Source organism: Paenibacillus alba (assembly GCF_013204855.1).
Taxonomy (GTDB): Bacteria; Bacillota; Bacilli; order Paenibacillales; family NBRC-103111; genus Paenibacillus_E; species Paenibacillus_E alba.
In genome coordinates this window covers 18,928-33,246 of sequence record NZ_JABMKZ010000046.1, presented here as the reverse complement: position 1 = coordinate 33,246, position 14,319 = coordinate 18,928, and the positions used below count along the sequence as shown (strand labels likewise).

Genomic DNA, 14,319 nt, shown 5'->3' with positions numbered 1-14,319 from the left:
CACGATACGTTCTCAGAAAAAAGAGGCTCCCACACGTAGAAAACTACTTGTGAAGAGCCCCTTTTGTATCGCTGTATATAGCCGTACCCGAGTGGCGGGTTATGGGTAGTTTGCTGTTACTGATTACGACTGCGGTTTGGCTTGGCGGTTGGAGGTTGGCGGTTTAAACTTTAGGATTGCAGTTGGCGGGTACGGGATGCGGGTGCGGGGTTGTGGGGGGCGCTCGCAATTTGCAGTTGCGGTTTAATTTTTGGGATTACAGGATTGGAGTTGCCCCATTGCGATTGCCGGTTTGTCACTTACGATTTGCCAGTCGCCAGTTACCGTATCCAGTTACCGTATGCCAATTGAGATTGCCGGTCTGCGGTTACAAGTAGTGATTTAAACCCGCTCCTTATCAAATTCCTGCAATTGTGCATCTTTTTTCCGCTTTCGATAACCTAAATAAAGAAATTCCTGCGATTATGCAGGCTTTCCAGACCATTTCCCGATTAAAGGATGAAAAGCCTAAAAATACCTGCACTTTTGCAGGCATTCCCTCTTTTCAACCGATTTTATCGAAAAAGCCTGCATTTTCGCAGGTTTTCACGATCAGATGCACCAAAGATCGATCCCGTTTCCCACTGAACATGGACATACACAATAATCAACCATTCCCTCCATGGCCGCTTAGCCACTAAGCTTAGCAGAATGGCAGAACACCCTTATTTTTCCGCAAAATTATAAGCTCAACAACATTTTATAATGCTTGATCGTGCTGATATGCATGCCTTCATGGTACAACGTAAAATTAAGGAACTCTCCGATGGTTTCAAGTCTGAACCCGCTGGAGGTCGTGTACGGCGAAGGTGCTTTATCCGCAAGCTTATCTGCTAACGCCAATTGGATCCGCTGCTTCTGCTGACCTAACCCCTCTATCACTTCCGACATACTTGGCGGGGTCTCCGTCCAGGTTAGCGGTGTTGTCCCAGCGGCGAATAGGGCCATGAAGGATTCCGGAAGCTGTCCGTCAAAACCATGGAGCATAAACGCAAACCGCTCTTGAACCAAATAAATATGTCCAGCGTGCCATAGGATATGATTTCTAAAATTTTCGGGTATGCGAGTGGCATCGCTCTCCGTAACTCCTTCGAGTATCCGAAGGGTATTTTTTCGGGCAAATGCCAATTGATTGAATATCAATGATTCCATTTGATCTGCTCCTTTTAATCGCTGCTAACTGCTCTTTCATAACTCCAAGCCGCCCCAAACCAAACCCATCCTAAATCTCAATACCATCACTTGCTCTCATAAGACTCCAGCACAACCTTCGCCAACCAAAATTCTGCAGCTTTGATTCACTAGCACAACCTCTGCCAACCGAAGATCTGCATCTTTGACCCACTCTCTGGCCTTGCTGGTGTATTAGCTATGAATTCTGGCTCACCCAATCGCATACAGTCTCCGACGAAAAATCTTTTTGTAAGTTATTTTCAAACTTGCCGGATTCATTCTGCTTACCAAGCTCAGCAATAGTCACATCAACAACATTTCTCCACCTATTATCCCATCAGCGCACAAAATTACTTCCCATCAGCCAACTCAGCAATTTGTCCGGAAAGCACAATATGAGCCCCCGTTTTGCCGGATTTAGCAGATTGGATCAATCCAGCGGCTATCGCCTTCGCATGAATAGGCCGATAAGTCCGCAGTCCGCCTATCATGAGCGGGGCTATCGCCCGTGATGCAAGGCTGCCAAGCCTCTCGCCAATTCGCACCTCATTACGGTCTCCGAGAATGAGAGAAGGACGCAGCAGATAGAGCGCCGGGAAATTCAGTTCCCTAAGGCTATCCTCAACTTCACCCTTCACCCGATTATAGAAAATCGAGGACTTGCTGCTCGCCCCCATGGCTGTCACAATGGCAAAAACATCAGCTCCGCCTGATTTCGCAATTTGAGCGAGCTGCAAAGGAAACGTCAGATCGACCTTCCGAAACTGCTCTTGCGACCCCGCCTTCTTAATCGTCGTGCCGAGTGTGCAGTACACATGCGCATGTTCCATATCCGAAGCCGATAGATCAGCTGCCAAATGACTGAAATCCGTCTTAACCTGGAGCAATTTCTCCTTGCCCACGAGATGGTCGGTTGGCATGTTCCGCCGAACAAGAGCAATAACTTTCCCATAAGCTTCATCTTGCAGAAGCAGCTCAATGAGCTCGCTTCCCACTAACCCGGTGCCTCCGGCTACAACAGCAGTAATTCCCATCGTGCCCCACCCCTCCTTCAAGCTGGTTTTACACTTCCCAATCGCCCCTCAGAATGCCATACAGATTTACTAAAAAAGCAGCAGGTTCTTTCGCAACCATCTGGTCCAGTTTCAATGTTCGGGCAAAATGCTGCGCAATCGGCTCAGCCAACTCCGTTAATCTAGCAGCAGGCATCGTCGGAATCCGCTCGACCCACGCCAGCAAGAGTTGCCAATCCTGCGCAGTAATTCGTTCTTTCCCAGCTTCCTCCAGATTCAATACGAGGTTCGGATAGTTCTTCCTGATGATTGCTTTATCCAGCAGCTTTCGCCGCTTCACGCGTTCAAAACGAGCCTCAATCACCACGATCGTACCAGCAACCATATCTCCGATACGCTTGTCTTTAGCACTAAACATGATGCAGACTGCGCCCAAGAAGTAAAAGCTCGGCATCATATCCAGCAATCGAAACAGATTGCGAATCAGGATCGAAAGCATCGTTGCAGATTGCCCATTATTCTGAAGCACACGCAGCCCGAGCAGCCTCTTGCCAACGGTTTGCCCGCCCATGAAAGCTTCTGTACAAATAAAATACCCTAAATTTAATAGGATTAATAAAATAATAGAAAACGCCATTAAATAATCAGCAACGGCTGGCAGCCAGTCCCCTGCGTACAATCGACGTACCAAAAGCACGAAAAAAAACAAAAGGCCATTCACGACCATTAAAATCAACGTATCTAGCAAATGCGCTATCGCTCTAGAGCCGATTCCTGCAGTCTGAAATTGCAGCTGCACCTGCTCCGGGGTAATGATCGTCACTTTTTTATCCAGAGACTCGTTCATCCTATCTCCTTCTGATTTCATAATTATGGTAACAATTGTCTTAAATATGATAAAATAAACACGTTCGCTCAAGATTAGGAGGACCACCATGACGTTAGATATTACGCGTTTTATTCGTGAACATAAATCGCAATGGACTGAGCTCGAAGATCTTATAAGACAGCTGAATAAGCGGAAGAGCAATTTGCAAGCCAGTCAAATCAATCGTTTTACGGAACTTTACAAAATGGTATCGGCTCATCTAGCCACGCTGCAAACACATCGCCCAGCAGACGAAACTACCGTGTATCTCAATCATCTCATCTCACAAGCACACAATGCAATGTACAAAGAAAGCAATAAAAGCAGCTCGCAAATGAAGCAATTTTTCCTTCATTATTTTCCATCGCTGATTCAAGCCAGAAGCCTGTTTGTTGGCTTTGCGCTGATCCTGTTCCTGCTGGGAGGACTTCTCGGCTTCCTTTCCGTTTGGAAAGATCCGTTAAACCTATCGATGATTATGCCCGGCACGATGGCCGAAAACATTGATCCGTCCCGAACAGCCGATCCGCGCGGGGACATCCATTCTCCCCTTGTTTCAACGGCAATCATGACCAATAACATTCGAGTCGCGGTGCTCGCTTTTATTAGCGGCGTGACCCTAGGCATTGGTACCGTGTATTTAATGATCAGCAATGGACTTCTCGTCGGCGCATTGGCTGCTGTCTTCATGAAGTCGGGAAAAAGCTATGTATTTTGGGCGTATATCTTGCCGCACGGCATTATTGAGCTAACCGCTATTTTTATTGCGGGCGGGGCTGGTTTGTATATGGGTTATCGCTTTTTTGTGCCGGGCCCTTATCCACGCAAGCTGCGCTTTCTGGAGTCAGCGAAGGAATCCGCACAGCTGCTGATCGGCACGATCCCTTTATTTATCGTCGCAGGCATCATCGAGGGGTACATTACTCCATCTACGTTGTCCCTCGAAGTGAAATATCTCATTGCCGGCGTTACTTTGCTCATTCTAATCCTGTACTACGGCTATGGAATTAGTAAACGTGCTAAACAAAAACCATTAACCCTATAAATGATCTCGTGATTTTAAGTCCAAATAAGCATTAACGGCGCTAAGCGTTAGCTGGTCGGCAGGAACATCCATCACCGGGATGCCATTGCCGGCCATTTTGGCTACGTAAGCATAACGATCCGTCGTAAACTTGTGAGCCATGCTTTGCCGATAAGCCTGCTTGCTGTCTTCTGCGCGAATGCGTACCCAACCGTGAATCAGAGGGTCCTGCAAAGATAAAAGCAGTACATGATGACTGCGCCGCAATCGCTGCACATACGGCAGCATTTCTTGATCGTACAGATAGCTTTCCATATCCGAAAACAGCACAACCAATGAACGCTTTTTCAGAAAACGCAGCACATGTGTAAAAGCAACATGAGTACTGGACTCAACAAAGTCCGTACGCAAATCATATACAGCCCTAGTTAATGCCTGAAGATGCGGCAGCCCTTTCCCAGGCGGCACATATACCTTCACTTGATTCGAATAAGCAACCAGCGAGACTTGATCGCCTTGCTTCAAAGCCACGGCTGCCAGCGTCAAAGCCGCTTCCAACGTCCGGTCCAGCTTCACCTGACCTTCAAGCTCAATCGCCATTTGGCGGCCGCAGTCCAGCACCAGCGTCACAATCTTTCCTTTTTCCGGTTGAAAAAGGTTCGTCATCAGCTTGGTCGTGCGGGCAGAAGCCTTCCAATTGATATGCCTGATATCATCGCCTTGCACATAATCACGGATATAGGAAAATTCGGAGCCGCTGCGCTGCTTTTTGAACAGTCGATGACCTTCGAGAATCAACGCATCCTGAACAGCCCCCAGCACGCCTCGTACCTGAGATAAATCCGGGTAAACCTCAATTTCCGCTTGATGCTGAATCCTCACTTGCTTTTTCCAAAGCCCCATACCACCCCAGTATCGCAAATAGACGAATTTGAAGTCATATTTGCCTCTTTCCAACGCTTTAACCGTGTAGAAAATGGACGGAGCTGTTCCACGGAATGCACCGCTGAACTGACCGCTCTCAAGCTGGAAAGTTGGCGGCAAGTCATCCATCACCTCTACCTGAACATGAGCGATTCCTTGTGCGCCAAGCTCAATGGATATTTGGGCGCTGCTTCTGACATCCATCTGCTCCGGCAGCTTGCGCTGGACTATCCAACTGCTGCGTTTGGGGAGCAGCAACAGATCAATGCCGCTTAACAGAATAAGCAAAGCATTGTAACTCCAAAATACAGGCTCAACTGAATCTTTATCCCATACAAAAGCAGTGATATTCACAATCGCTCCGACACCAGCAAGGAGGATGAAGCGGTTCGTCGGCAGGATAAAATCCTGGATCAGCCTTCTATCGAGGAACCGGAATAGCGCCGAGCGTTTCTTGGATGATGTGGTCACTGGTTCCGCCCTCCAATTCCGCTTGCGGTGTAAGCAGCAGCCTGTGCCGCAGCGCTGGCCGCGCTACAAGCTTGATATCGTCGGGCGTCACATACGTCCGTCCATCCAGCAGAGCCCAAGCCTTGCTCGCCATCAACACCGCAATACCTGCTCGCGGGCTTGCTCCCAGCTGAACTCGCTTGGATTCGCGTGTCTTGCGAATAATCGTGGCGATGTACGCATACAAGGATTCCTCCACGACGACATCTGCCAGCTTCCGCTGCAGTTCTTCAATGCGTCCCGGTGTCAAAATAGCCGAGAGGGCTTCCTCTTGATGCTGAGGGAAAGGGATATGTCCACGAAGAATCGCGATTTCTGCTTCTTCGCCGGGATAATCAAGCACCAGCTTGAACAAGAATCGATCGAGCTGAGCTTCAGGCAGCGGATAGGTGCCTTCGTATTCAACAGGATTTTGAGTTGCTACAACAAAGAACGGGTTTGGCAGCTTATATGTATTTCCCTGAATCGTCACCTGACGCTCTTCCATCGCTTCCAGCAGCGCCGCTTGGGTCTTCGGTCCTGACCGATTAATTTCATCAGCAAGCAGCACATTCGTGAAAATCGGACCTTGAATGGTCGTAAACGAATGCTCCTGCATGTTGTAAATAACACTGCCCGTAATATCACCGGGCATCAGATCCGGCGTAAATTGAATGCGGCGGTAATCGCCTCCGATGAATTCCGCAAGCGTGCGCGCCATCTTCGTTTTGCCTAGACCGGGCACACCTTCCAGCAGCACATGCCCGCCCGCCAACAGTGCGGTGACGAGCAGCCGGATATTCAGCTTTTGGCCGAATAAGCGCTGCTCCATCGCTTGTATAATTTCGTTCATTACGCTCACTCCTTCTCCAAGTAGGCGATGATCTCGCCCATCTCACGCGTTCGCTGCACGAACGCTCGTGTACTCACGCCCCGCTGCTTCGCAGCGCGGGGCTTCTCAGGGCCGCCGCCCGCAGCCGGCGGCTCCGCCAGCAGGCGCGCGAGCTGCGCCGCCTGCGCCTCAGGCAACCGGCCGCGCGCAGCTTCCGCGGCCTGCGAAGCACTGGCGCTGGGGCTGAGCCCCCAGCGCTGATGCAGCAGCTGCCGCAGGAACAGTTGCTGGTGGGCAAGCGCCTCGCGCTGGTAGCCGAGGCGCTCATACCAAGCGGCGACGGCGTGCACGCCTTCGTCGCCGCGGCGAACCGTCCACGCCCGCGGCGTGTGCACGGACCCAAAGCGCTTGCCGCGCAGCCAGAGCCACAGCAGCAGCGCCAGACCAAGCTGCACGCTGGCAAGCACCAGCCACGCGGGATATACGGCCAGCAGTCCGGGCTTCGTCCCGAAGCCGTGATGGGTCTCATCGACCCACACGGCATCCCAGGACTTCGCGAACAGCGGCCAGATCAATTCGAAATGGGACGCTTCATCAATCGTCCCATTCTGCATCCAGGTCGGGGTCAGCACCATCGTGATGCTGCCTGCACCTTCCTGTATGCGGCTGGCGAGCACGCCGCGCTCATCCTCGAACAGCGCTTGCCCAGCTCCGCTCGCCTGAATCCGGTACGGCGTTTCCACCGTACCTGTGAACTTACCCTCTGCTTGCAGATAATCAGGCGAAGCCTTCATAGCAGAGGGCGTCTTTTTCTCATTCGCAGCCTTATTTCCACGCGCTTCTTCGCCATCAGCAAGCTCCGTCTCCCACATCTCCCAGCCTTCCGGCTCACGATCAAACAACACCGCGTCGTTCCCCTTGCGAACCCACTCCAGCAGTTGTTCCCGATCCGCCTTCGTCACGCCCGATGGCTGAATCGCAACAAGCAGCATGGACGTCCCGCCAGGAAGATGTTTCCAATCCAGCCGCCATTCTTTCACAGCTGCTTGCTTCGTGGTAAGCAATTCCTTCCATGCTTTAGTCCCATCGGTATCAGTGGAAAAGGAAAGATATGGAGGCTGATCTGGCAGCTTCGGCTTCACCAGCCCATAACCTAATGCAAGAAACAGCAGGATACTGAGCGCTAGTCCCACGTGCAGCTTATTCAGCCCTTTCATGGATCAAGCCCTCCTTCCTGTCAATTACCCGAGCAATTTGTTCATACATCCATATGAATTGTTGTTCTGTCACCAATTCTTTCCCATACCAGATACGATCAAAAAGCAGTGAGCTTTCTTCAAATAATGGGATGAGCAGCGAAGCCGATCCTTTCAGCTCCTCTGCATATTCCCAGTTCGTCTTCCACTTCTCCACCCGAATCATACGCTCGGCCTCCAGAAAAAACAGCAGGGAAAGAAAGACCGAACGTACGCCTTCTCTCCAATCACCCATTTCTCGCAGATCAGCAGCTTGCTGCCAATAATAAAGGTAAGAACGACTGATTTCCCCTTCAGGCAAAAACGTTTCTGCCTTTGCCCTTTGCTGCCAGATCAACTGCTTCACGAACCAATAAATCGCAAAAGCAGCAATGCCCAGAAGTACAATCATCACACCGATGGTCAACCAGTCTGTGACCGTGTCAGAAACTTCAAAATCAGGCAGCAAACTGCGCAGCTTCCGGAACAAAGGCTTTAACCAAGACCAGAAGGATTCATGGTCCTTGAGCTCATAAGCTTTATATTCCTTTTGCTCCAGAATTTTTTTTAATTGCTCTTTATCTTCTTGCAAAGATGCGGCAAAGCTTGCTTGAATCATTCTTTTTTATCCAAATTAATAGGTTGTGGGTCATCAAAAGGGTCAAACGGCTCCAATTCCTCCGACTTATCGTAAGGTGAGGAAGATATTGTATGCTCAATCATAGCTTCAAGACCGAAGCCTTCATTTCGTACCTTCAAATCAAAGAAACTCACCGCGTAAGGTAAATACCACAAAGGCATAACGAGAATGGATATTAAGCTTTGCAGCAGCTGCGCCCATAAACCTAAGCCAAATACAGCCGCAATAATCAATTGAATAACAGCCAAAAACAAATACAGAATGAGCGTTAGCACAACATACATGCCCAATAAGCGCCAGAAGCTGCTTCGTGTTAATTTCCAGCTGCGTCCGAGCCCAATGGATTCTTCCTCCAAGGCAACAAAAGGCAAATAATAGCTCCACCGAATACAAAAGTAAGCAAAAGCAAACAGCGAGCCTAGCCCCAGCAGGATAAAGAATAAAATGGTTAAGACCATCCCTCCCCCGCCTGAACCTCCTACAGCGCTCGAGAAGCTTCCTCCCAGTGCGAATACAATGGCAAAAATAACAATTACAATCGCAAGACCTATGTATAATCCAAACATGATCAGCCCATAGAGAAAGGTACTACCTGCTAACGGCCAGAATCGACGAAACGATTTCTTCAAGAGCTGTCCGACCTTCGGCGTCTCTTCCCCCAGCAAGTTAGCTTTAACCAAGTGAACCACAGAAGCCATAGAGGCTGGAAAAAGGCCAAGAAGCATAATAGGAACTAACACGATCATCAGGAGAAGTGCTCTCCAGATGAACTCTGGATCTTGCGCAGCTGGATTACTTTGTAAGTAAGAATCCGCTCCGAACATATCCTCCAGCGATTTGCCACTTCGAATTTGATCAAGAATGGAAGCGGATGAACTTGCCGTCTCTTGATACATCAGCAAATGCTGGAGCAAATAGAAAGGACCGAATAAGATCAGCATGATTAATGTTAAAGCCACAAAATGTTTACGGTACAACTGGAAACTGCGATCCAAAATTCTCCCAATTCCCATTGGTCTTAATGGCGTGCTTTGCATGGATAACCCCCCAAATGTTGGTAATTTACTAACTACTTGACTATTATACACCCGAATCCGTGATCCTTGCTATCGCCTGAAACCATTTCGTCTATGAATTGATTTTAATTTCATATTAAAACTACAGGAATTATATGGTATTATTATTTGGAATAAATACGCCAAAGGAGTGAGTATGATAGCTACTACAACATTTAAAGCGACAGCCCAATTGCAAGAAGGTGTGGTTGTCAAGGTTAGTTCCAGAAACTTTGAGTTTACGATTGATGAACCAAAAAGTTTGGGTGGAACAGATACGGGAATGAATCCTGTTGAGGCATTGCTTGGTTCTTTGGGAGCATGTCAATCGATTGTAGCCAGAGTATATGCCAAAAAGTTTAATATTCATCTTGAGGATTTCCGAGTTGAAATTGAAGGGGATCTGGATTTGGACGGGTTCTTTAAAAAGTCCGATGTCCGTCCTGGATATTCGGATATTCGTTACACTTTTCATATCAAAACAGACGCACCCAAAGAGAAGGTTGAAGAATTTGTTAAGTTTCTAGAAGAAACTTGCCCTGTTGGAGATACAATTGCTAACTTGGTCAATCTCAAATTAAGCGGCATTATCATCGAAAATTAATCTCGCAGAAAAACATCTCACAATCAACGACAACTAAAAAGTCCTCTATCCTACTAAGTAGGATAGAGGCTTTTTGAAGTTCCCAAGAGAGTAGGAATACTGAAACACCTTCAGCGATCTAACTCCACTCTGTTTCTGCCTCCCGATTTGGCACGATAAAGCGCGTGATCCGCTCTCGAAACCATATCTTCCAAAATCATCGTTCCGTATTCCAACGTTTGCGAATATTCGGCTACACCGATGCTCGCTGTCAGCTTCACAGTCAATTCCCCATTCACATACGGTTCATCCAACAAACGCCTTCTAAGATCCTCTGCCAAGGAAACACTCTCCTGTGCGTTTCTGCGAAGGACCAATAGAATAAACTCTTCACCGCCATAACGAGCAACGATCGTGCCCGCGCCGGCATAATGCTTAAGAAGCGAAGCCACATGCTGCAGAACACGATCCCCCACCAAATGGCCATACGTATCATTAATCGTTTTGAAATGGTCGATATCCAGCATCATGACCGAACATGTCTGGTTGGCAGCGATATTGGCCAGCAGCTGTTCATTGCCTTCCAGCATCATATACCGCCGATTATGTATCTCTGTCAATTGATCGACCAGAGCAGAATGTTCAAGCAGCGTAATATTCGTCTTTAGCTTTTCGGACATCAGATTAAACGTATCGCACAGTTCTCTCAATTCAATCGGCGCCATTTTGATCTTTTCTGGATTAATTTGATAATCATAGTTGCCATTTTGAATGATTTTCGTAGCGCGAAGCAAATACCGAATTGGCTTTTCAATCCGAGAAGCGATCGTCATCCCAGCGAATATGCTTACGATGAGGGCAATTAGCGAAATGACAATAATCGTAATACTCAATTGATTAAGACTTTCAAAGACTTCTTTTTGGGTAATCTCGCCAACAATAATCCAGCTTTTTCCCGATGCCCACTTGTATTGACCATAGACAATATCTCCGTGGAAACCAACGTACGCGCTAGTATCATTACTCTTGGCCTTCGCCCTTTGAATAATTTCGGATGTCATCTGTGTCTGGACGAACGTAGGATCATTGCTTGCATCTGTTGAAGCCGTTACTACTTTACCGTCCCGATCGAGCACATAGACTTCCCCGGTTTCACCAAAGCTGAGCTGTTTCATTAATTTATTCAGCATTTCCAGTCGGATCATTCCGACAACAGCGCCTCGAAATTCATTCTGGTCTCCCAGAACCGGTACGGAGAAGGTAATGATGGGCATTCCGGTATCCTTGGAGTAGACAACACCGGAGATAAAGTTTTTCTTATCCATCGCATACTTAAAATAATCCCGATCTCCCACATATACCTTCAGCGTAGGATCTGTTTCTGAGCGAATATATCCGTCTTCTTCCACAAAGCTAATCAATGCGAATTCTGAACCTACGCGCTCATAATCTTGAAATTCTCTCCTTAATTCGCCAATCCGGTGAAACTTCGCATTATCCGATACCGCGAACCGCTTGATGACATCAAGCTTTTCCTTATTCCATCGCTCGATATAGAGACTTTGCAGGGTGACTACTTGCTTTAATTGATTTTCCGCTTCATGTAAGCGGTCTTTTTTCTCTATGAGGTAAAAGGTAACAATAATGGAAAAAGCAAAGAGGACCACTACAAGGCCAATCCATAATTGAAACCTCATTTTGATCGTTTGATTTGAAAAAAAAGCATACTTGCGTCCCATTCTGATTTTGACCCCTCTTTATCCTACATATCCTTATTATACCTTTAAATAGAGACAAGAACAGACAAAATTCACACTTTTTTGACATTTCACACAAAAATATTTATCAGAATTGCTGAATTAGTACGATGTACAGGAGCAATGGACAACCCCTCGCAACCGTTTATGATTTGAAAATATACCTTGTTTCCATTATGCTGATTTGTAGAAAGAAATGAGGTCGTGTTCCCAATGAAAATACTCGTACTCACCGAAAAACCGAGCGTGGCCAAAGAAATTGCCCGTGTTCTCGGCTGTAATCAGAAGCAAAAGCACCATTATGAAGGTGCCAAATATGTTGTCACTTGGGCGCTTGGCCATCTGGTAACCTTGGCTGAGCCTGAGGATTACGATGCCAAGTACAAAACTTGGAACCTGGAGGATCTTCCGATTCTGCCAGAGCGCATGAAGCTCAAAGTTATGAAGGAAACCTCACAGCAATATCGTGCGATTGAGCAATTAAGCAAACGTGGCGATCTAGCGGAGCTGGTCATCGCCACCGATGCGGGGCGCGAAGGCGAACTCGTCGCGCGTTGGATCATGGAGCTGATCCGCTGGAGAAAGCCGTTCAAACGGCTTTGGATCTCGTCGCAGACGGATCAGGCGATTCGCGAAGGCTTCGCGCAGCTGAAGCCTGGCACGGACTACAACCGGCTGTATCAGGCAGCCGTCTGCAGGTCTGAGGCCGATTGGCTGATCGGCCTCAATGTCACGCGCGCGCTGACCAGCAAATTCGGCGCGTCCTTGTCTGCTGGGCGCGTGCAGACGCCCACGCTGGCGATGATGACGGGCCGCGAGGTGGAAATCCGAGATTTCCGGTCCGTCGACTATTGGTTGATCGAAGCGGAGCTGGGGGCTTTCCGCGCGATATGGCGGGACCCCAAAACAGGCGATACGCGTATATTTGACCGTGAGCGCGCCGATGCCCTGAAAGCCAAGCTGCAGGGCCAAAGCGGCAAAATCCAGCAAGTGAGTCAAACCGAAAAGCAAATCCCGCATCCGCTGGCTTATGATCTCACTGAGCTGCAGCGCGATGCGAACCGCAAATTCGGCTTCTCGGCCAAGACGACTTCCAATGTGCTGCAAAGGCTGTATGAGCAATATAAGCTCGTCACTTATCCGCGTACCGATTCACGCTATTTGACATCAGACATGGTACCGACTCTGCTTGGCAGACTCAAAGGCGCTGCAATTGGCCCCTATGCGGCACTTGCCGCACCGTTTATACGCAAGCCTTTAACCATAACGAAACGCATCGTGGATGATTCCAAAGTGAGCGATCACCATGCCATCATCCCAACTGGAGAAGCTATTTCATTAACTACCTTAAGCGCCGACGAACGCCGTCTGTACGACCTTATTTTACGTAGATTTCTTGCCTTATTCAGTGGCCCATGCCGTTATGACGAAACGAAGCTGACGATCGAAGTTGCCGGCGAAAAACTTTACGCATCCGGTAAAGTCGTGAAACAAGCCGGTTGGAAAGATGTCTACGGCACCGTCGATTTCACCGACCCGGATCGCGATGAAGCCGAGACGGATGAAGATCCGTCGCAACTGCTGCCTCAAGCCAAAGAGAAAGATACCGTTACCGTCAAGAACGCTCGCCAGCTAAGCCGCCAGACGAAACCGCCGGCTAGGTACAACGAAGCCTCCCTGCTTTCCCAAATGGAGAAATGGGGCCTTGGCACGCCAGCCACTCGCGCAGATATTATTGAGAAGCTTGTGTCTTCTGACACCATTGAGCGCCAAGGTTCTTCACTCATTCCAACAGGGAAAGGCACTCAGCTCATCGAGCTGGCTTCCGAAGAGCTTCGTTCTCCAGAGCTGACCGCACGCTGGGAGCTCGAGCTTGAACGAATTTCCAAGGGCAAAGGAAGCATGGACCAGTTCCTTAGCGGGATTCGCAAGAAAACAGTCGAGCTTGTTGAGGAAGTCAAGAGAAGCTCAGCCGCCTACAAACCGCATAACCTAACCGGAAGCGTATGTCCGGATTGCGGTGAATTCCTGCAAGAAGTGAAAGGAAAACGTGGTCGTTACTTCGTCTGTTCCAGTCGTGAGTGCTCCTACAAACGCGAAGCTGACGGGCAGCTGACCAACCATCGTTGTCCGCAGTGTCACAAAAAAATGGAAATCCACAACGGCAAAGCCGGCAAATATTTTCAATGCCGTCCCTGCAATTTCGTGGAGAAAGTCGATAGTGAATCCACAGGCGGCGGCCGACGCGCCTCTGCCAAGATGAACCGCCAGCTGATCGAGAAGTTCTCCGATCAGACCCAGCTCGGCAACTCACTTGCCGACAAGCTGCTAGCTGCTATGCAGCAGAAAAAAGACGAATAATCCACAAGAAAAGGGTTGTCTCAAAAGTCGAAAATGACTGCGAGGCAGCCCTTCTGTTTTAGAAGCTCAACGGTGAACCGCCTAACCCTAACTGCAACCCCAACCCTGCTGCCAAATTCCACTGGAATTACTACAGTGTCATCGGGTTTGGGAGGTGGAAATGCTACTTTAACTGGAGTTTATCCAGTGAAATGCAAAAAAAACGCCTCCCTAGAGGCCGCAAACCCGAAAACATTGGACTTACTACAGTGTTTTTGGGTTTCGGAAGGTGGAAATGCTACTTTGACTGGAGTTTATCCAGTAAAATCCAAAAAAACACCTCCCTA

General features: G+C 48.5%; 12 protein-coding genes. 3 read left to right on the top strand and 9 right to left on the bottom strand.

What is annotated here, in order from left to right:
* Nucleotides 1-720: 720 nt before the first annotated feature.
* The 3 genes from HQN90_RS33460 to HQN90_RS33450 form a co-directional block, all read right to left on the bottom strand.
* The gene (locus tag HQN90_RS33460) at nt 721-1,191 is read right to left on the bottom strand and encodes a DinB family protein (RefSeq protein ID WP_173227148.1); all 471 of its coding nucleotides are present in this window, start codon (nt 1,189-1,191) and stop codon (nt 721-723) included.
* 371 nt (nt 1,192-1,562) lie between these two features.
* On the bottom strand, nt 1,563-2,246 hold the full coding sequence (locus tag HQN90_RS33455) for an NAD(P)H-binding protein (protein WP_173227146.1): 684 nt from the start codon (nt 2,244-2,246) through the stop codon (nt 1,563-1,565).
* 28 nt (nt 2,247-2,274) lie between these two features.
* Nucleotides 2,275-3,072, bottom strand: a complete 798-nt coding sequence (locus HQN90_RS33450) for an RDD family protein (RefSeq protein WP_173227144.1) — start codon at nt 3,070-3,072, stop codon at nt 2,275-2,277.
* 88 nt (nt 3,073-3,160) lie between these two features.
* On the opposite strand from HQN90_RS33450, the gene HQN90_RS33445 reads away from it, so the two are divergent.
* Complete coding sequence (locus HQN90_RS33445; RefSeq protein WP_173227142.1) at nt 3,161-4,138, top strand: stage II sporulation protein M; 978 nt, start codon at nt 3,161-3,163, stop codon at nt 4,136-4,138.
* Here the strand turns inward: HQN90_RS33445 and HQN90_RS39775 are convergent.
* The 5 genes from HQN90_RS39775 to HQN90_RS33420 are packed head-to-tail and all read right to left on the bottom strand — an operon-like array spanning nt 4,133 to nt 9,274.
* Nucleotides 4,133-5,512 (bottom strand): DUF58 domain-containing protein, encoded by a 1,380-nt coding sequence (locus HQN90_RS39775; protein WP_173227140.1) that lies wholly within the window; start codon nt 5,510-5,512, stop codon nt 4,133-4,135. The two genes, HQN90_RS33445 and HQN90_RS39775, sit on opposite strands and share 6 nt — an antisense overlap.
* Entirely contained in the window at nt 5,463-6,383 is a 921-nt protein-coding gene (locus HQN90_RS33435) for an AAA family ATPase (RefSeq protein WP_173227138.1), read from the bottom strand. The genes HQN90_RS39775 and HQN90_RS33435 overlap by 50 nt, the downstream gene beginning before the upstream one ends.
* 5 nt (nt 6,384-6,388) lie before the next feature.
* Nucleotides 6,389-7,579, bottom strand: a complete 1,191-nt coding sequence (locus HQN90_RS33430; protein ID WP_173227136.1) for a DUF4350 domain-containing protein — start codon at nt 7,577-7,579, stop codon at nt 6,389-6,391.
* The gene (locus tag HQN90_RS33425) at nt 7,563-8,216 is read right to left on the bottom strand and encodes a DUF4129 domain-containing protein (RefSeq protein ID WP_173227134.1); all 654 of its coding nucleotides are present in this window, start codon (nt 8,214-8,216) and stop codon (nt 7,563-7,565) included. The genes HQN90_RS33430 and HQN90_RS33425 overlap by 17 nt, the downstream gene beginning before the upstream one ends.
* Nucleotides 8,213-9,274 carry a DUF7847 domain-containing protein gene (locus HQN90_RS33420; protein WP_173227132.1) on the bottom strand — a complete coding sequence of 354 codons (1,062 nt, stop codon included), beginning with the start codon at nt 9,272-9,274 and terminating at the stop codon, nt 8,213-8,215. Before HQN90_RS33420 ends, HQN90_RS33425 begins: the two co-directional genes overlap by 4 nt.
* A gap of 178 nt (nt 9,275-9,452) precedes the next feature.
* Between HQN90_RS33420 and HQN90_RS33415 the strand changes: the two genes are divergently transcribed.
* A complete protein-coding gene (locus HQN90_RS33415) occupies nt 9,453-9,896 on the top strand; it encodes an OsmC family protein (protein ID WP_173227203.1) in 444 nt (147 codons plus the stop codon).
* A gap of 110 nt (nt 9,897-10,006) precedes the next feature.
* Here the strand turns inward: HQN90_RS33415 and HQN90_RS33410 are convergent, their stop codons facing one another.
* A complete protein-coding gene (locus tag HQN90_RS33410) occupies nt 10,007-11,614 on the bottom strand; it encodes a sensor domain-containing diguanylate cyclase (protein WP_173227130.1) in 1,608 nt (535 codons plus the stop codon).
* 231 nt (nt 11,615-11,845) lie between these two features.
* On the opposite strand from HQN90_RS33410, the gene HQN90_RS33405 reads away from it, so the two are divergent.
* On the top strand, nt 11,846-13,993 hold the full coding sequence (locus HQN90_RS33405; RefSeq protein ID WP_173227128.1) for a DNA topoisomerase III: 2,148 nt from the start codon (nt 11,846-11,848) through the stop codon (nt 13,991-13,993).
* Nucleotides 13,994-14,319 lie beyond the last annotated feature (326 nt).